At 70.1% G+C, this 18,286-nt stretch carries 15 protein-coding genes; 12 read left to right on the top strand and 3 right to left on the bottom strand.

The features are described from left to right. Window positions 1-174: 174 nt before the first annotated feature. Entirely contained in the window at window positions 175-801 is a 627-nt protein-coding gene (locus tag ABD437_RS03425) for a TetR/AcrR family transcriptional regulator (protein ID WP_344647252.1), read from the bottom strand. Between the two features lie 63 nt (window positions 802-864). Here ABD437_RS03425 and ABD437_RS03430 point away from each other — a divergent pair, with 63 nt between their 5' ends. The 11 genes from ABD437_RS03430 (at window position 865) to ABD437_RS03480 (ending at window position 10,298) form a co-directional block, all read left to right on the top strand. Continuing rightward, window positions 865-2,079, top strand: coding sequence for an MFS transporter (locus tag ABD437_RS03430; protein ID WP_344647253.1), 1,215 nt, complete (start codon window positions 865-867; stop codon window positions 2,077-2,079). Between the two features lie 88 nt (window positions 2,080-2,167). Continuing rightward, window positions 2,168-3,109 (top strand): DnaJ C-terminal domain-containing protein, encoded by a 942-nt coding sequence (locus ABD437_RS03435; protein ID WP_344647254.1) that lies wholly within the window; start codon window positions 2,168-2,170, stop codon window positions 3,107-3,109. An 88-nt stretch (window positions 3,110-3,197) separates the two neighbouring features. After that, on the top strand, window positions 3,198-4,019 hold the full coding sequence (locus ABD437_RS03440) for an ABC transporter ATP-binding protein (protein WP_344647255.1): 822 nt from the start codon (window positions 3,198-3,200) through the stop codon (window positions 4,017-4,019). Next, a complete protein-coding gene (locus ABD437_RS03445) occupies window positions 4,016-4,840 on the top strand; it encodes an ABC transporter permease (protein ID WP_344647256.1) in 825 nt (274 codons plus the stop codon). The genes ABD437_RS03440 and ABD437_RS03445 overlap by 4 nt, the downstream gene beginning before the upstream one ends. Further along, entirely contained in the window at window positions 4,837-6,039 is a 1,203-nt protein-coding gene (locus ABD437_RS03450; protein WP_344647257.1) for a sensor histidine kinase, read from the top strand. Before ABD437_RS03445 ends, ABD437_RS03450 begins: the two co-directional genes overlap by 4 nt. Beyond that, window positions 6,036-6,653, top strand: coding sequence for a response regulator (locus tag ABD437_RS03455; RefSeq protein ID WP_344647258.1), 618 nt, complete (start codon window positions 6,036-6,038; stop codon window positions 6,651-6,653). Before ABD437_RS03450 ends, ABD437_RS03455 begins: the two co-directional genes overlap by 4 nt. Window positions 6,654-6,668: 15 nt before the next feature. Then, window positions 6,669-6,941 (top strand): DUF2277 domain-containing protein, encoded by a 273-nt coding sequence (locus tag ABD437_RS03460; RefSeq protein WP_344647259.1) that lies wholly within the window; start codon window positions 6,669-6,671, stop codon window positions 6,939-6,941. A 180-nt stretch (window positions 6,942-7,121) separates the two neighbouring features. Further along, on the top strand, window positions 7,122-8,015 hold the full coding sequence (locus tag ABD437_RS03465) for a polyphosphate polymerase domain-containing protein (protein WP_425558084.1): 894 nt from the start codon (window positions 7,122-7,124) through the stop codon (window positions 8,013-8,015). After that, entirely contained in the window at window positions 8,015-8,695 is a 681-nt protein-coding gene (locus tag ABD437_RS03470) for a DUF4956 domain-containing protein (protein WP_344647261.1), read from the top strand. The genes ABD437_RS03465 and ABD437_RS03470 overlap by 1 nt, the downstream gene beginning before the upstream one ends. 41 nt (window positions 8,696-8,736) lie before the next feature. Next, the gene (locus tag ABD437_RS03475) at window positions 8,737-9,291 is read left to right on the top strand and encodes a hypothetical protein (protein ID WP_344647262.1); all 555 of its coding nucleotides are present in this window, start codon (window positions 8,737-8,739) and stop codon (window positions 9,289-9,291) included. Then, entirely contained in the window at window positions 9,258-10,298 is a 1,041-nt protein-coding gene (locus ABD437_RS03480; RefSeq protein ID WP_344647263.1) for a CotH kinase family protein, read from the top strand. The genes ABD437_RS03475 and ABD437_RS03480 overlap by 34 nt, the downstream gene beginning before the upstream one ends. A gap of 3 nt (window positions 10,299-10,301) precedes the next feature. On the opposite strand, the gene ABD437_RS03485 is transcribed toward ABD437_RS03480, so the two are convergent. Beyond that, window positions 10,302-11,444, bottom strand: a complete 1,143-nt coding sequence (locus tag ABD437_RS03485) for an acyl-CoA dehydrogenase family protein (protein WP_344647264.1) — start codon at window positions 11,442-11,444, stop codon at window positions 10,302-10,304. 64 nt (window positions 11,445-11,508) lie between these two features. Here ABD437_RS03485 and ABD437_RS03490 point away from each other — a divergent pair, with 64 nt between their 5' ends. Further along, window positions 11,509-12,099: a TetR/AcrR family transcriptional regulator gene (locus ABD437_RS03490; RefSeq protein ID WP_344647265.1), complete on the top strand. Its 591-nt coding sequence runs from the start codon at window positions 11,509-11,511 to the stop codon at window positions 12,097-12,099. Here the strand turns inward: ABD437_RS03490 and ABD437_RS03495 are convergent. Further along, entirely contained in the window at window positions 12,090-18,281 is a 6,192-nt protein-coding gene (locus ABD437_RS03495; RefSeq protein WP_344647266.1) for a wHTH domain-containing protein, read from the bottom strand. The genes ABD437_RS03490 and ABD437_RS03495 overlap by 10 nt on opposite strands. Window positions 18,282-18,286 lie beyond the last annotated feature (5 nt).

The raw sequence follows: 18,286 nt of genomic DNA on the forward strand, positions 1-18,286 counted from the left end.
AACGGTTTGACCGTGTGTAGTCACTACCGCCTCACACGGGGCCCGACGGCTCCCTGCGCACCGAGGGCTCTACCCCAGGGGCGGGAGATAAACGTCGGGTTCCGCGCGAGTGCTGTTGTTCAACTGTCAGGCCTGCGTGAGAACGTGGTAGCTCTCGGCTGCGTTCGGTAACTCTTATCGGGTGTTTCCGGAAAGGCCGAGCGCGGCCAGCAGCGTGTCGAACACCGCGGGCATGTCGACGGCGTCCGGTTCGAGCAGCCACTGGGTCTGCAGACCGTCCATCACCGCGATCAACGCAGTGGCGAGCATCACCGGGTCGCGGTCGGACGGCAGCTCCCCGGCATCCTGCGCTTCGCGCACGGCCCGGGCCATCAGCGCGCGCAGCTCCCGGTAGCGCTCGACGAACGGCTCGCGCGCGGGGTGACCCTCGGCGACGGCCTCGCCGGAGAGCGTCGCGTAGAGCCGCACCAGGCCCGGCACGGTCGTGTTGTGCCGCACCTGCCCGGCCATCCGGTCGAGCGCCTGACGGCCGGTCAGCGTCTCGTCGGCCGGGAACATCCGCGCGCCGTCCTCGGCGTCCCGCTCGGCCAGCACCTCGGCGAGCAACTGCTCCTTCGAGGTGAAGTGGTGCAGCAGACCGGCCTGGCTCAGACCGACGCGGTCGGCGATCTCCTTGAGCGAGCCGCCCCGGTAGCCGGAGTCGGCGAACACCCGCACCGCCTCGGACAGGATCTCGGCGCGTTTCGCCCGGCCCTTGGAGTAGCTGCCGCGCGGCCGGCGTCCCGTCCCGTTCGTCGTCACCAGCGCACGGTAACCCCTATGTTTGACGCTCCCGTCGGTCGAGACCTCGTGGAGGGGCGGTTCATGACCGAACTGTCGTCGCGTCCCCGGACGCCGCTGGCCGTGTTCGGCGCGACCATGCCGCTCGCCGGTTTCGGGCTCAACCTCGCGCTGCTGACGCCGGTCGTGGTGACGCTCGCGCTGAAGGTCGAGGCGGTCGCGCCGGACACCAAGGAACGCGACCTGGGTGTCGTGCTCGGCGTCGGGGCGTTCCTCGCGCTGGTCAGCAACCCGCTGTTCGGGCGGCTGTCGGACCGGACGACGTCGCGGCTGGGGATGCGGCGGCCGTGGCTCGTCCTGGGTGTCCTGGTCGGAGCGCTCGGGCTCGTCGTCGTGGCGCTGGCCGAGAGCGTGCTGCTCGTCGGCGTCGGCTGGTGCGTCGCGCAGATCGCCTACAACGCGGCGCTGGCGGCCCACTCGGCCACGCTGCCCGACCAGGTGCCGGTCGCCCGCCGCGGGGCGGTGAGCGGGCTGGTCGGCATCACGACGCTGGTGTCGATCGTGGCCGGAACGGTGCTCACCGCGGTGCTCCCCGGTGACCTGGCCCGGTTCGGCGTGCCCGCGCTGATCGCGGTCGTCCTCGTCGGCCTGTTCGCCGGTGTGCTGCGTGACCGGGTGACGCCGGAGCGTCAGCCGTTGCGGCTGTGGCGCAGTTTCTTCTTCGATCCGCGCCGCCACCCCGACTTCGGCTGGGCCTGGCTGACCCGCTTCACGTTCGTGTTCGCGGCCGCCACCGGCCTCACCTACCTGCCGTATTTCCTCTCCGAGCAGCTCGGCGTGCCCACCGCCGACGTGCCGGGGCGGGTCGCGGTCGCCACCGTGATCGCGATGGGCGCCACCGTGCTCACCAGCGTCGTCGGCGGTTTCGTCTCCGACCGCATCGGGCGCCGCAAGCCGTTCGTGATCGCGGCGGCGCTGATCGCGATGGTCGGCCTGATCGTCGTCGCGCTCTCGGGCTCGTTCACCCAGTTACTGGTCGGTGAGGTGATCCTCGGGCTGGGCACCGGCTGCTTCTACGCGGTGGACCTGGCGCTGATCACCGAGGTCCTCCCCGATCTCGACGACGCCGGCAAGGACCTCGGGGTCATCAACATGGCCAACGCGCTCCCGCAGTCGCTGGCGCCGGCGGTCGCGCCGGTGTTCATCACGATCGGGGGGTATCCGCTGCTGTTCCTGGCCGGTGCCGCCGTCGGGATCGTGGGCGCGCTGCTGGTCACCCGCATCCGGGGAGTCAGTTGAGCCGGGTCGGCTCAACTTCCGGGAATGAATCGGTCGGTGGCGTTGTCATCCCGCTGGACGGAGCGACCCGAGCGACGAGGAGCGGAAGGTGGCCACCACCACGAGCGACTACTACGAGGTGCTGGGCGTCGAGCGGTCGGCGGGCCCGGAGGACATCCAGCGCGCCTACCGCAAGCTGGCCCGCAAGTACCACCCGGACGTCAACTCCGATCCGGGCGCCGAGGACACCTTCAAGCGGGTGAACGAGGCCAACGAGGTGTTGTCCGACGCCGGCCTGCGTGCCCGCTACGACAAGTTCTCCCCCCAGTTCGGGGACGACTGGCGCAAGGTGCCGGAGGACTTCGAGCCGGGCGCGGCCGGATCACCGTTCGGCGGCGGCGCGGGTCCCGGAATGTACTTCTCACGCGGTGGCGCCGACTTCGAGGACCTGCTCGGTGGGCTGTTCGGCGGCGGTTCGGGGTTCTTCGGCGGGCGGCCCGCGGGCCCGGTGCCGGGGCCGGACGTCGAGGCCGAGATCGAGCTCTCGGTCGAGGACGCGTACGCCGGTGGGCGACGCAGCCTGACGATGCGTACCGCGACCGGCGTGCGCACGATCGACGTGAACATCCCGGCCGGCGTCGTGGACTCCCAGCGCATCCGGCTGGCCGGCCAGGGCGGCGACGGGTACGGCGAGGACGCGCCACGCGGCGACCTGTACCTGTACGTGCGTCTCGCGCCGCACCCGCGCTACCGGGTGAGCGGCCGCGACGTGACCGTGGAGCTGCCGGTGATGCCGTGGGAGGCGACGCTCGGCGCGACCGCGACGGTGGAGACGCCCGGCGGCCCGGTGGACGTGAAGGTGCCGGCCGGTTCGTCGTCCGGACGCCGCCTGCGCCTGCGTGGACGCGGCCTGCCGAACCCGCGCGGCTCGGCCGGTGACCTGTACGCCGAGGTGAAGATCGTCGCGCCGCAGCGCCTCACCGCCGACCAGCGCGCGGCCTGGGAGGCGTTGGCCGCCACCTACGCCACCACTGACGAGCCGGCCGCCTGACGTTCCCCGCCTGTCCACCGGTCGGTGGACAGGCGGGTTCAGTCCGGTGGTCGTCCCGGGGGAGCGGGCGGAACGGGACGCTCGATGCATGGCTGTCATCGAGGTATCCGAGCTCCGCAAGACCTACGGCGGGCGCCCCGCCGTCGACGGCATCGACCTGCGGGTCGAGTGCGGCGAAGTGTTCGGGCTGCTGGGCCCGAACGGCGCCGGGAAGACCACGACCGTCGAGATCCTGGAAGGGCACCGCCGGCGCGACGGCGGGAACGTCCGGGTGCTCGGCGAGGATCCGGGCACGGCCGGGCGGCGCTGGCGCGCACGGCTCGGCATCGTGCTGCAGAGCGTCACCGACGCCCCCGAACTCACGGTCCGCGAGATCGTGCGTCACGTCGCCGGGTACTACCCCGCGCCCCGCGACCCCGACGACGTGATCGCCCGGTGCGGCCTCGAGGCCAAGGCCGGCGCGAAGCTGCGTACCCTCTCCGGCGGCCAGCGCCGTCGCGTCGACGTCGCGCTCGGCATCGTCGGCGCCCCGGACCTGCTGTTCCTGGACGAGCCCACGACCGGCTTCGACCCGGAGGCCCGCCGGAGCTTCTGGGCGCTGATCCGCGGCCTGGCCGGCGACGGCACGACGATCGTGCTCACCAGCCACTACCTCGACGAGGTCGAGGCGCTGGCCGACCGCATCGCGGTGCTGGCCGGCGGCCGCGTCGTCGCCGCCGGCACCCCCGCCGACCTCGGCGGCCGGGACGGGCGGACCACCGTCACCTGGCGCGACGCCGACGGTCGGCACTCCGTCGCCACCGACGACCCGGCCCGCCTGCTGACGACGCTGGTGGACCCCACCGATCTGCGCGTCGAACGACGCAGCCTCGAAGACGTCTACCTCGACCTGATCGGAGAGGTCCGATGACCACCACGCTCGCCGCGCCGCTGCCCTCGACCCTGCGCATCGGACTGGCCCGGGGCGGGCTGGAGATCCGGCAGTTCTTCCGGGAGAAGGACGCGGTGATCTTCACGTTCACGCTGCCGGCGTTCCTCCTGCTGATGCTCGGCTTCATCTTCGACGAGCCGCTCGACGGCTTCCCCGGCACCACGGTCTCGCAGATCTTCGCGGCCAGCATGATCGCGTACGGCATCCTGTCGACGGCGTTCCTGAGCGTCGGCACCGGCATCGCGGCCGACCGCGAGGACGGCACGCTCAAGCGCCTGCACGGCACGCCGGTGACCGCCACCGCGTACCTGATCGGCAAGGTTCTGCTGGTCATGGTCACCACGGCGGCCGAGATCGCGCTGGTGCTCGGCGTCGGCGCGGTCGTGTTCGACCTGGAGCTGCCCACCGACGCCGGGCGCTGGGTGACGTTCGGCTGGCTGTTCGCGCTCTCGGTGATCGCGTGCACGCTGTTCGGGATCGCGGTCAGCGGGCTGGTGCGCTCGGCGAAGAGCGCGGCGGCGGTGCTCAACCTGCCGGTGCTCGCGCTGCAGTTCGTGTCGGGGATCTTCGTCGACATCGCGTCGCTTCCGGAGACCATGGTGAAGATCGCTTCGGTCTTCCCGGTGAAGTGGATGGGGCAGGGCTTCCGGTCGGTGTTCCTGCCGGACGAGCTGGCGGCGCAGGAGGTGGCGGGGCAGTGGGAGCACGGCCGGATCGCGCTCGTGCTGGGCGCCTGGTGCGTCGCCGGGCTGGTGCTGGCGCTGGCGACGTTCCGCTGGAACGACCGGCGGACCGCGTGAGCGTCGCTCCGGCGGCCACCGCCGCGACCGACGGGTCGCGGCGGTGGCTGTGGCCGTGGGACGCGTACGTGGCGGTGAGCGTGGTCGCGCTGATCGCGCTGGTGGCCTCGGGCAGCGAGGCCACGCCCACCCGTCGGGGACTCTCGATCGGGTGCCTCGTGCTGATCGGTCTGAGCTGGGCCGTGTTCGGCCGCCGGTTCGCCCGCGACGACGACGCCGCCGACACGCCCGACCACCCCGGCGCGTTGGTCTACGCCACCGGGGTCGTCGTCGTGTTCGGCGTGTCGGTGGCCTCCGACGGCATCTCGTCGTTCGCGCTGTTCGCGGTCTGCCCGATCGCGTTCCTCTGCCTGCGCCTGCGGTCGGCGCTGGTCGCGATCGCGGTCCTCAACCTCGCCCCGATCCCGATCAACGGCCTGCGTGAGGCCAGCCTCGACGCGGCCCGCGACACGGTCGGCATCGCCGTGCTCGGCCTGACCTTCACCGCGCTGATCGGGGCCTCGATCGTCAACATCGGCCGGCAGAGCGCCGAACGCGCCCACCTGATCGCCGAGCTCGAAGCCAGCCGGGCCGCGGTGGCGGCGCTGTCGCACCAGGCCGGGGTGGCCGCCGAGCGCGCCCGGCTGGCCGCGGACATCCACGACACCCTCGCTCAGGGCTTCACCAGCATCGTCACGCTGGTGCAGGCCGCGGAGAGCGAGCTGGACACCGACCGGGGCAGCGCCGACCGGCGGCTCGCGCTCGCGGTGCGCACGGCGCGGGAGAACCTCGCCGAGGCGCGGGCGATGGTCACCGTGCTCGCACCGGCCGACCTGCGGCCCGGCACACTCGTCGAGGTGATCGAGAAGCAGGTCGCCCGGCTGGCCGAGGAGACCGGCGCCGATGCCACCTGCGCCGTCGACGTCCCGCCGGGGCTGCCCACCCGGGTGGAGGTCGTGCTGGTGCGTGCGGTGCAGGAAGCGTTGACGAACGTACGCAAACACGCCGACGCCGCCAGCGTGAGCGTGGACCTGATCGCGCACGACGGCGCGGTGACGCTCACGATCGACGACGACGGCGCCGGGTTCGACCCCGGCGCCCAGCGGTCCGGCTACGGCCTGGCCGGCATGCGCAGCCGGGTCGAGCAGCTCGGCGGAACCCTGACGATCCGCTCGGCGCCCGGCGCCGGCACGACGGTGACCTGCGAGGTGCCCCGGTGATCACGGTGCTGCTGGTCGACGACCATCCGGTGGTCCGGGACGGCCTGCGGGGCATGCTCGACGCCGAACCCGACCTCGAGGTGGTGGGGGAGGCCGGCTCCGGTCCGGAGGCGGTGGTGCTGGCCCGGGCCCTGCGCCCGGACGTCGTCCTGATGGACCTGCGCATGCCCGGCGGGGACGGCGCGACCGCCACCGGACGCATCCGGGCCGAGGTGAGAACGGCCCACGTCGTGGTGCTGACGACGTACGACACCGACGCCGACATCCTGCGCGCGGTCGACGCCGGGGCCGCCGGCTACCTGCTCAAGGACGCCTCGCGGGCGGAGCTGACCGCCGCGGTACGGGCGGCCAGCCGGGGCGAGACCGTGCTCGCGCCGTCGGTGGCCGGGCGGCTGGTGCGTCAGGTGCGCCACCCCGCCGGACCGTCGTTGTCCGCGCGCGAGCTCGAGGTGCTGACGCTGGTCGGGCAGGGGCTGACGAACGGCGAGATCGGGAAACGGCTGCACATCAGCGAAGCGACCGTGAAGACGCACCTGCTGCGGACGTTCACCAAGCTCGACGTCTCCGACCGCACCGCGGCGGTCACCACGGCGATGGCGCGCGGCCTGCTGTAGACCTACGGTCGGGGCATGTGCCGGAACATCACTGAGCTCCGTGGCCTCCAGCCGCCCGCCACCGAGGACGAGATCACCGCGGCGGCGGCCCAGTTCATCCGGAAGGTCACCGGGATCGGCAAACCGAACCCGAGCGTCGCGCCCGCGATCGACGAGGCGGTGCAGCAGATCGCCGAGATCACCCGCGAGCTGCTGGCCCAGCTGCCCGCCCGCCGCGGCGAGCCCACCACCGTGCCACCGCTGCGCCGCCCGGAGGTGCGCGCCCGCCTCGGCCTGGGGCCACGGTAAGAAGTCCGCCTCCGCGCAGCGACACCGGCCGCGGGCCATCGCCGTGTTCCGCCGCTCAACCAGCCCTCACGGTCGTTCACCCGTCGGTCGCCTGTTGTTCAGGTGGCATTCAAATGTTGTTCACATATATTGCTGGTTCACTCGCCGAACCCTTCCACCCCGGAGAGATCGGCTGAACTCATGCAATTCCGCCTGCCCAGGAAACGGCGTTCGCGCGATGCGCCGGCTGAGCCGCCCCCGGTAACGACCGGTCCGCCGGTTGCCGATGACCAGGCCGGGCACTCGCTGCGGGCGCCGAGCAAGCTGCACGCTTTCAACCGGTACGAGATCAAGTATCTGGTACCGGTCGACGATCTGGCTGATCTGAGAGACGAATTCGCCACCCGAATGGACGCGGACGCCCACGGGGGAACCGCGGGATACGGCGTGTGGAGCGTCTATTACGACACCACGGATCTGCGGTTCTACTGGGAGAAGATCGAAGGATTGCGGTTCCGCCGCAAACTCCGGCTGCGTCATTACGGCGACCGGTCGCGGATCACCGACGACACGACCGTGTTCGTCGAGATCAAGCAGCGGGTCAACCGCGTCACCCAGAAGCGGCGGGTCGCGTTGCCCTACCGCCTGGCGCGCGAGCTGTGCGACCAGCGGGTCATGGTCGAGCACGACCCAGGTCAGCGTGCCTTCCTGGAGGAGGTGCTCGAGCTGATCTGCGGCCTCGATCTCCGTCCGGTCGCGATGACCGGCTACCACCGCGACGCGTTCCTCGGCCGCGACGCCGACGTGGGCCTGCGCGTGACCGTCGACTACCGGATCCGGGGCCGGGACCGCGACTTCCATCTGGGCGCGGACACCGAAAACCGGCTGATCGTTCCGCCGAAGCTCGCGATTCTCGAGGTCAAAGCGAATGAGCGGATCCCGTACTGGCTGACCGATCTGACCGCGCGCAACAACCTGCAGGTCGTTCGCGTCTCCAAGTACTGCCAGAGCGTCGAGGCGTACGGACGTGCGCCGCGCTCGATCTTCCATGTCACCGACGAGCCGTCGCTCGCTCTCACGAAGGCCGCCCACTAATGGACTTTACGTTCCAAGACCTCTCCGGCACGTTCAGCGTCGGCGACATCGCGGCGACGCTGTTGCTGGCCTTCGTACTGTCGACCGCGATCGGGTGGGTCTACCGATTCACTCACCGCAACATCTCCTACAGCCAGTCCTACGTGCAGACGCTGATCATTCTCGGGATGCTGATCTCGCTGATCATGCTCGTGGTCGGCTCGAACATCGCGCGAGCCTTCGCGCTGGTGGGCGCGTTGTCGGTGGTGCGGTTCCGGAACGCGATCAAGGAGACCCGCGACGTCGGGTTCATCTTCTTGGTGATGGCCGTCGGGATGGCCTGCGGAACCCGGTTCTACTCGCTGGCGATCATCTCGGCCGTGTCGATCAGCTTGATCATTCTTGTGATGTACCGCTTCAACTGGTTCGCGCTCAATGTCCAGCGGCAGGTCGTCAAGGTGCAGGTGCCGTCGGACGGCGGTGACTACACCGAAGCGCTGCAGGACGTGTTGCTGCGTCACACGTCGGAGTTCGAACTCGTCAGCATGGAGACGATCCGCGGCGGTGCGCTGACCGAGATCATGTACACGGTCCGGCTGAAGAAGGGCTCGTCGCCCGGCGATCTGATCGCCGGGCTGTCCGAGCGCACGGCCGGGCAGCGGGTCACGGTGCTGACCGGTTACGACCAGACGGACTTGTGATGGGTGTACGCCGGCGGGTGGTTCGTCGCATTCCGATTCGCGTGCGGCACTACTGGAAGCTGCTCGCGACGTGTGTCGCGTTCGTCGCCGTGCTCGGCCTGGTGTTCAGCACGACGTCGATCCACCCCTACGTGCTCAGCGCGAGCGACGAGAACGCCGACCAGGTCACCGACGACATCGCCGGGACGAAGGACCTGTTCGACTCGAGCATCTCGCACAGCATCTCGATCACATTCACCCGATCCGCGTACGACGACATGCTCGACGACTACTTCAAGGACGGGGAGAAGGACTTCCTCGAAGCGGACATCACGATCGACGGCACGACGATCGAGAGCGTCGGCATCCGGCTGAAGGGGAACTCGACGCTGTCCGGGCTGACGCGGAATGGGCAGACGGCGTCCCGCGGCGGGTTCGGTGGCGAGGACCGGGAGGGCCGCGGCGCCGGCCGCCTGACTTCGCCGCCGGCCAGCTGCCCGCCGGCCAGGCTCCGGGCGGCCAGGCTCCGGGCGGCCAGGCTCCGGGGGGCCAGCAGCAGGGTGGCCAGCAGCAGGGTGGGCAGATGCCGGGGGGCTTCGGCGGACGGTCGTCGCTGAAAGCCGAGGAACCCGAGAAACTGCCGTGGCTCATCCGGATCGACGAGTTCGTCGACGGCCGCCGCTACCAAGGACACCGCGACCTCGCGGTCCGTGTCTCCGGCATGGGCGGCGGATCGAGCGTGCTGAACGAGGCGGTCAGTCTCAACGTGCTCGCCACCGCGGGCGAGGTAGCGCAGAAGTACGCCTACACGAGCTTCACCGTCAACGGCCGGCCGACGACCGCCCGCCTGGTCGTCGAACATCCGGATGAGACGTTCACGGACCGCATCGGCGACGACGGCGTGCTCTACAAGTCGTTGGCGAGCAGCAGCTTCACCGACCAAGGCAACGACCAGACCGACTACCAGGACGACTTCCAACAGATCACCAAGAAGGGAAGCCAGGACCTCCAACCGGTCATCAACCTGATCCGCTGGGTCACGACCGCCTCCGATGAGGAGTTCACCGCGAAGCTCGGCGACTACGTCGACGTCGAGTCGTTGGCGAACTACGTCGCCGTGCAGAACCTGATCGCGAACTTCGACGACATGTCCGGACCGGGAAAGAACTACTACCTCTGGTACGACCTGACGACCAAGAAGTTCTCCGTCGTCGGCTGGGACTACAACCTCACGTTCAGCGGCAGCGCCACCACCGGCCCGCACGAATCGACCACCATGGGCGGCGGCAATTTCCCGCGGCAGGGCGGCCAGCAACAGGGCGGCCAGCAACAGGGCGGCCAGCGCGGTGGACCCGGCGGCGGCATCGGAGGCAACACGCTGAAGGAGCGCTTCCTGGCCGGCGCGGCGTTCACCGACGTCTACGAGAACGCCTACCGGGAGCTGTACCAGAAGATCTACGGCAGCGGCACGGCCCTCACCGCCCTCGACCAGATCACCACCGTCGTCGAGAACACGAAGGGAAGCGATGCCACCACCCTCGCCACCGAGAGCAACCAGCTCACGACGTTCCTCCAGGAACGCACGAAGAGCCTGGCGACCGACGAGGTGATCGCCCAGGGCTGACCCCTACTCGGCCCCGTTACGGGCCAGGGAACGGCTGATCACCAGGCGCTGGATCTGGTTGGTGCCCTCGAAGATCTGCATGATCTTGGCCTCGCGCATGTACCGCTCGACCGGGAAGTCCCGGGTGTAGCCGTACCCGCCGAGTACCTGGACGGCGTCGGTGGTGACCTTCATCGCGGCGTCGGTGGCGACGAGTTTGGCGACGCTGGCCGGGCGACCGTAGGGCCGGCCGGCGTCGCGGCGGCGGGCGGCGTCCAGGTAGGTGGCGCGGGCGGTGTCGACGGCCGCGGCCATGTCGGCCAGCAGGAACCCCAGGCCCTGGTGGTCGATGATCTTGCGGCCGAACGTCGTGCGCTCGTTGGCGTAGGCGACGGCCGTGTCCAGCGCGGCCTGGGCGAGGCCGGTGGCGCAGGCGGCGATGCCGAGCCGGCCGGAGTCCAGCGCGCTGAACGCGATCTGCAGCCCCTGGCCTTCGGTGCCCACCCGCCGCTCCGCGGGCAGGAACGCGCCGTCCCAGTACGCGGCCGTGGTGGGGATCGCGTGCAGCCCCATCTTCTCCTCGGGCGCGCCGAACGTGAGGCCCTCGACGGCCCCGGGCGCGTGGAAACACGTGATGCCGGCCGGGGCCCGCACGAACAGCGCGTAGAAGTCGGCCTTGCCGCCGTGGGTGATCCACGCCTTCTGCCCGGTCACCGCGTACCCGCCGTCGGCCGCGTCGGCCCGGCAGGTCAGCGCGGCCGCGTCCGAGCCGGCGTGCGGCTCGGAGAGGCTGTAACCGCCGACGAGCGAGCCGCCGAGCGCCTCCGGCAACCAGCGCTCCTGCTGCTCCCGGGAGCCGAACGTGGCCAGCGGGTAGCACGAGAGCCCGTGCACGCTGGTGGCCACCGCGACCGCCGCCCACCGCGCGGCCAGCTCCTCGAGGACCTGCAGGTAGACCTCGTAGGGCTGGCCACCGCCGCCGAACTCCTCCGGGTAGGGCAGGCCCAGCAGCCCGGCCGCGCCGAGCGTCGCGAACAGGCCGTCCGGGTAGGTCTCGGCGCGTTCGTGCGCGTCGACCCGCGGTGCCAGCTCCTTGTCGGCGATGTCCCGGGTGAGTTCGATCAGGTCGGCGGCCTCGGTGCTGGGGAGCAAACGATCGACGGGCATGGCTAACGGTACCATTAACGGTACTGTGGAACCGTCTTTGATAGCCGTGGTTAGATCTCGCGACGTGACCGTTCGCCGCGGTGCCGCCCGCCGCACCGAGCTGCTCGACGCGCTGGTCGAGCTGCTCCTGGCCGAGGGTTTCGCGTCGTTCACGCTCGACGACCTCGCCGCCCGGCTGCACTGCTCGAAGCGCACGCTGTACGCGCTGGCCGGCAGCAAGGAGCAGCTCGTGCGCGCGGCGGTGGTGCACTTCTTCCGCACCGCCACGGTGGCCGTGGAGCAGGCCACCGCGGACGTGCCCGATCCGGCCGGGCGCATCGCCGTGTACCTGTCGTCGGTGGCCGACGCGCTGCGCCCGGCGTCGGCCGCGTTCATCGACGACGTGGCCGCGTTCGCGCCGGCCGCGGAGATCTACGAGCGCAACACCCGGGCCGCCGCCGCACGGATCCGCGCGTTCGTCGACGAGGGCGTGGCCGCCGGTGCGTTCCGCGACGTGCACACCGGCTTCGTGGCCGACGTCGTCGCGTCGACGATGGTGCGCATCCAGCGCCGCGAGGTCGCCGCGGCCACCGGCCTCTCCGACGCCGAGGCCTACACCGAACTCGCGGCGCTGGTCACCACCGGCCTGCGCGTCACGGTGAGCGGTCAGTCGTAGGTCGGGACGCCGAAGCCGAGAGCGCGGTAGTGCCGCACGATGTCGGCCGGAGTCTCGCGGAGCCGGTACGACATGTAGAGGATCTCGGCGCGGGTGATCGGCCGATCTTGATAGATGCCGTCGTTGTTCGTCAGCGTTTCGATCAGAACGGCGTCGTTGCCGTCCACGACGTCGTCGTCCCGGTTCCCGCGGCGGTCGCTCACCGGGCAGCCGAGCTGGATCAGACGGTCGCGCACCCCGCGCGGTGCGAGCCGCAGATGAGCGGCGGCGGCGATGACATGCGAGGACGGCACCGGTCCTGGCGGAAGCCAGGGGCCATGCCCGTTCAGTTCGCCGCTCAGCACGAAAGCGTCGCGAGGGGTGACGGCAGGAGTGTCCGACGGAATTACCGCCAAGCGGAGGCCGACTGCGGCGAACGTCTCCGCGACGACTCTCGGCGGTTCCCGGAGGAACTCGGCAACACCGAGCACCTGAGGAAGCGAGACCTCAGTGGTGCGTGGATCCGCGGTGTCCGCGCCGAAGAACGCGACGGTCGCCATCGCACGCTCGGCCTCGGTCATCTCCCGGGTGGCCGGGACAGTGAAGCCCAGGCGGGTGTACCGCTCGACTATCTCGGCGACGTCGCAGCTGAACACGCACGCGGCGCGGAGGACGTGGGCCAGTGGGATCGTCGTGACGGTGAGCGGTTCCCAGGAGCCGCCTAATGTGCGGCTCAGCAGGGCCAGGTCGACTGCGTCCGGAGAGAGCTGGGAGTCGTACTCGTCGGGTACCGCGAACCCGAGCTCACGGTAGCGATGCGCAACGTCGGTTGCGCTGCGGTTGATCGCGCCGGCGACTGATAGCACGCGCCCGCGAGTGATCGGGCCGTCCGGGAGCCAAGGACCCTCCCGATCGATGGCCCAGCTGAGCCACATGAGGTCGACCAGCTCGACGTTCTCGCGCGGAGCGTCGTGCAGGTGGTCGATCGGCAGGCCGTGGTGCCCGGCCCAGGCCAGCACGGCGGCGGACCCACGGCCGGTGCGATACCCGGCCGCGAGCAGCGAGGCGCGGCTGGATGGCCGCGATTCCTCGCGAGTGCGGGCAGGCAGGTTCAACAGCTCCCCGATGACGCGGTCGTCGCCCGAGGCGAGCTCGTCATACTCCGGCGTCGCAGCGGAGAATCCGAACTCACGGAGCCTGCGGACGACCTCGCCCGGTGAGCGGCCGCTCGCGGCGGCGACCCGGTGGACGTGCGCGAGGCCGACGGGCTGGTCGTCCACCCATGGCGCAGCGAGATCGCCCACGCGGGAGATAAGCAACAGATCTGCCGTGCCTACGGCCGCGGAGTCCAGCCCGGCCGGATCGGCTACCGCGATCCCGAAGCCTCGGAGCGTCCGGGCGATGTCGCCCTCGTCCCGACCGAGGCGGATCGCGGCCGCCAACGCATGGGCGACGCCGACTTGGTCCGGTCCGTCGATCCAACCGGAGACGCCGCTCAACGTCTCGCTCACCAGAATGGCCGACTCGGCCGATGTGGGGAGCCCGTCGAGTGCCGGAACCGCGACACCGGCCGCCGCCCACCGGTCGGCCAGCGCCGTCGGGGTCGTGCCCTGCTGGTATGCGGCTCCGACGACACGGGAGGCGGAGGCTACCGAGCGCCAGCCGACCACGGCGTAATCCTCGGACGTGAGCGCCGCGAGAGTGCGCTCGCCGACACACCGGACGTCCGCGACGGTGAGACCGCCGGCCCGCAGGGACGCGGCGACCTCGGATGGCGCCCGGTCGAGGTCGTGCGCCATGGAGAACACTCGACCACGGCTGATCGGTGTCCCGGCGTGGCGCTCGCCCCGGGAACCGGCTGACGTGCCCGGCGACCGGTCCGTCGCCGACACACGAAGGCTGGAGGCGACCGCATATCCCATCTCCTGGAACTGCCGGACGACCTGAGCGAGCGGGAGGCCGAGCTCAAGCGCGGTGTCGGCCACGAACTCGATGGAGAGCGGTCTTTCCCGTAGCTTCCAACCCTCCGTTCCCAGCAGTTGGCCGTTCACGGACCGCAAGTCGAGTCGGTACTGATCGTGGCGTCCCACCACTTGGTAGCCGAGCGCGGCGAACCGCGCGGTGACTTCGTCGACCGACCGGCCCGTCCGGACGGCGGCGCGAACGACATGCGTCCAAGACACGGTCTCGCCCCACCACCACGAAGCCTGTCCGTCGAGATTGAGACTGCACAACGTGATGTCCCCCGGCGCAGGCGCCTCGCGACGGGTGCCGGTCCGGGGTGTCACCTCGATGCCGAGGTGCGTGACCCGATCGATCACGTGACGGGGATCGCGACCGAGTTGTTCGGCCACGACGAATACTTCGCCGATCGACACCTCGTCCGAGGTTATTGGGCTGTCGTCGTCGTGATAGCTGCGGAAGAGCCGCAAATCGTCCGCTGTTGGCTCATCGGCCCCGGGTGGAAAGCGGCGTGGTGTCGCCCCTCGTGCTTCCAGGCGTCGGACGAGATCGACTGTGGCGCGCTGACGGCTGCTGGACCACTCCAGGATCTTCGCCCGCCCCGGACGGCCCAGGCTCAACGCCGTCGCCCAATCTTCCCGGTAGATCCAAGCCGCGAGGCGTTTACCGTCACCGAGAATCAACTCGTCACCAGGCGCGGCAACGACGTGCGATGGGTCGGCTGGATCCAATCGGTCCTCCGTTGCCCGCCGCCACGTTGCTAAACGCTCGTAGACGATGAAATCGGGTACACGAGCATAAATCTCGGTAGTCTTCGGAAGCGGTCGGCCGACAGCTCGCACGATCTCGACATCCAGCGGGACGAGACCGACGTGGGCCACCGGTACCGAACGGTCGCCGGCGGCGGACCAGGTCCGGTCCGCCCGGATCAGCGCTTCGCAGACGACGTCGGCCGCCCGAGGAAACTCCTCGGCCAACTCGACCAACCACTCCGGCCGTACCCGGAACGCCCGCGCGGCAAGTAGAGCGGGGACCGCGCCCACGAGCAGTTCCTCGACGGCATCCGGATCAGTGAGTTCACGAATCTTGTTGCGGTCGACGGAGAGCTCCGGCACCAGGTCACCCGTCAAGTTGACGACGGCGCCCGGCCGATCCGCGCCGATCCAAAGGCCGTCGGCCAGCAGCGCACCGGTGCCGTCGCACCACCACACGGTGCCCCCGCCGTCGGCGATCGTCATGGTGCTGCGGTCCATGCGGCCGGTGATCGTGCCCGTGGCGCCGACCGGGGCCGACGGCGCGAGCTCTCCGGGGGTCCACCGGAGCTGCGACGACGCGTCACTGGCGGAGGTGGTGAACTCGGCGATCCAGAGGATTCCCTGGAGCACGTCGACGCAGGAAATCGGCGCCTCCCCGGGGCGTTCGGCCAGATACAGCCGGACGGTCGTCCCAGCTTGCTGTGACGGTGCGCCCTTTTCGAACCGGAACAACTGCCCCGGGCCGGTGATGGTGATGACCAGCGGCTCGCCGAAACTCCCGTCCGGGTTGAAGCGGCGCGTCGAGACCGTGATCTCGTCGGCGAGCATGAAGTAACTGAGCACGCCGATACCGAAGCGACTGATCGGCCGGAACTCGACGGGCGGATCGGCGACGGCCCACCGTGCCATCTCGTCGATGACCTCAGGTAGGTCGGTGGACCGTCGGCCCGCCTCCGCGAACACCTCCGCCAGTTCGGTCTGGCCCATTCCGACGCCGTTGTCTTCGCACTGAATGAACGGCCGTCCGCGGTCGTGCCCCTCGGTGAAGGTGATTGCGCCTTTCCAGGGGTCGTCGCTCTTGAGGAATTCCCGGCGTGCCCGGCGATGACGACACGCGTCGAGCGCATTCTGATAAAGCTCGCGGATCGCCAGTGCGCGGCTCTCGTACAGTTGCTCGCCCATGAGCAGTTCCTGCACCTCGTCTTCCGCGAGGCGGAAGCGGATGCCCGGAGGCACGTAGAGCGCGCGCTCGTCAACGACCCTCGCCGAGAGGCCGTCGGCGTTCGCATGGGTCGGGAGCCGGCCGAGCAGCGGGTATCGATCGCTGAATGTGTGCGCATGCGCGAGTGCGGCGCCGACCGCTTGGGTCTGCAGTTCGAGAGCCGAATGGACCGCCTGGTGCTGGCAGACCGCGATCAGTCTCCGGCCAGCGGTGCCGCTGCCGCCCCAGCGGGCCTCGCGAATTGTCTGGGCCAGGGCGTCCAGGTCGACGACATCGGCTTCCCGGCCCGGTGATCGCGCGCCGAGATGAACGACGATGTCGCCGGAGAGCGTGGCAACGTCGTTCGCCATCCGCTGGGCGACCGCGAGGAGCAGTCCGACCATCTCGTCACGAAGCCGCTGTTCGGTCGCCGTGGTGGCGCTGATCGTGCACTCGGCGTCCCCGGCGGCCGTCGCGCCGATCGCGCGTCCGGGTGGGAGGTGGAATCGCCGGATCACGCTCAAAAGCCGCTGTTCACTGAATACTTCGCGTGCGAGTGGATCGCCGCCGAGGTCGTCGAGCAGATCCGTCAGCCGACCTTCTCGGTAGGTTCGGGGCTCGCGCGCTGCCCACCGGTGCAGTAACCACCATCCGATGGCGTCAGCGATCTCGGGCTCGTGCTGCCGCCGCAGACGCTCGGCTCGCCGGACCAGGCGGTCGTGCTGTTTGAGAAAGCCGGGGAAGCCGTCCGACCCCCCGACCGGCGCGCGCGTCTCCAGGCGAATGCGGTCCGGTGACGCCGCGTCCGCGACCGTCCGCGCCCAGAACGTTTCGTAGACGAACGGCATCACGACGAACAGAGCGGCCTCGGCTGCGGACAGGCGGACCTCGCGTCCCCCGCGGGAGTGGGTCGCACGGACGAGAAAACTCACCAGGCCGGTCATCCGGCTGGCCAGCAGCGGATCCGTCCAGGGGTCATCGCCGAGGCGGCGGCCGCTACGCCGCCGATCGCGTGCCAGCGCCTCGACCAGTTCGTTCGTCGCCGCGTGAAGATCCTCATAACCGGGTTCGCTCTCGACGAACTTCCACACCGGATGCTCGTCGGCGAGGGCCCGCCAGGCTGCCGACAGCTCGTCCGGCGCGAGTTGCGACCGGGCCTGAGGAAGTAGCACGAACTGGTCGGGGTCGCCGGGAACCGAGACATGCAGGGCGGCTGGATCCGGTAGCCGGTTGCGGAGGGTCTTCTCAAGGGCGGCTGCCGTGGACGGCCGGGCTCTCCGGACCAGGGAGTCCCGGAAGGCTCCGAGTAGGGTCGCAGCTTTTGGACCCGTATGGGTGAAGTAGGCGATGCCGGGCCGGTCGGCCGGTCGGCCGGTCGGCTCGCCGGGCGGGTCGGCCAGTCGGAGGTCGGCGATCACCAGCACTCGATCGGCTCGACAATCGGGGATCCCGTCGGACCATTCGGCCGGTACCCACTGGGTGGACGGATCAGGGTCACCGGTCCAGGCATCAGCCGGAACGAGGTAGTTCCTTCCGTGCGCCCGACCACCGTGCCCCGCCAGAACGATCACGAGCGTCTGCCCCCGCTCCGCCTCGGCGAGAAACGTCAGAATGCGCCGTCGAATCGTGCTCGGAGTCAACAGGGCGTCGTCCTGGTCGGAGAGCTGGTAGCCCGCCTGCTCCAGAGCCGCCGCGAGCTCACTGGACGCCGTTCTCAGCTCACCGAGGGAGGACAACCCGGTGTCCTGGTACTCGTCGATGCTCAGGATCAGCGCTCGGTACCGGCCGGACGGTTGGACGGCCCGCCCGCCGGGAAACGGGACGGTGGACGTTTGGGGGGATATCGGATTCCGGCCCGTGATCGCGCCGTGCACGGCGTCGCGGAGCAGGCGAAGAGCCCTGCTCTCCTCGTTCACGTGGAACAGATCGGTGCGGACGATCGGCCCCAGTACACCGTCGACCGGGCAGTCTTCGACGCGGAGCAGAATGAGTTTCCGGTCCGTCGCGCCCAGGTTGGCCGAGAGCGCGGCGTGCCATTCCAGCGAGCAATAGGCGGATGCGAAATACGCCGAGGAGAGGAGAGCGATCATGTGCCTCGAGCGGCGTAGGGCGTCGTCGACGTTCCCCGGCCAACTCGTCGCGTCCGGGAAGTCCCGCCGCTGGTAGAGGACACGGTTGCCCGCGGCCTCGAGGTGTTTGGCGACCCAGTTCGCCCACGCCACGTCGCCGCTCGAGTACGACAGGAAGAAGTCCACTTCATAGTCGCGCGGTCCCCCCACGGTCACCCGAG

The sequence above is a fragment of the Cryptosporangium japonicum genome, assembly GCF_039524755.1.
Taxonomy (GTDB): domain Bacteria; phylum Actinomycetota; class Actinomycetes; order Mycobacteriales; family Cryptosporangiaceae; genus Cryptosporangium; species Cryptosporangium japonicum.

Excerpts from the sequence above, each read along its gene's own strand:
- ABD437_RS03460 (WP_344647259.1), top strand. The coding sequence starts at position 6,669 with ATGTGCCGGAACATCACTGAGCTCCGTGGCCTCCAGCCGCCCGCCACC.
- ABD437_RS03470 (WP_344647261.1), top strand. The coding sequence starts at position 8,015 with ATGGACTTTACGTTCCAAGACCTCTCCGGCACGTTCAGCGTCGGCGAC.
- ABD437_RS03480 (WP_344647263.1), top strand. The coding sequence starts at position 9,258 with ATGCCGGGGGGCTTCGGCGGACGGTCGTCGCTGAAAGCCGAGGAACCC.
- ABD437_RS03440 (WP_344647255.1), top strand. The coding sequence starts at position 3,198 with ATGGCTGTCATCGAGGTATCCGAGCTCCGCAAGACCTACGGCGGGCGC.
- ABD437_RS03430 (WP_344647253.1), top strand. The coding sequence starts at position 865 with ATGACCGAACTGTCGTCGCGTCCCCGGACGCCGCTGGCCGTGTTCGGC.
- ABD437_RS03445 (WP_344647256.1), top strand. The coding sequence starts at position 4,016 with ATGACCACCACGCTCGCCGCGCCGCTGCCCTCGACCCTGCGCATCGGA.
- ABD437_RS03485 (WP_344647264.1), bottom strand. The coding sequence starts at position 11,444 with ATGCCCGTCGATCGTTTGCTCCCCAGCACCGAGGCCGCCGACCTGATC.
- ABD437_RS03465 (WP_425558084.1), top strand. The coding sequence starts at position 7,122 with ATGCAATTCCGCCTGCCCAGGAAACGGCGTTCGCGCGATGCGCCGGCT.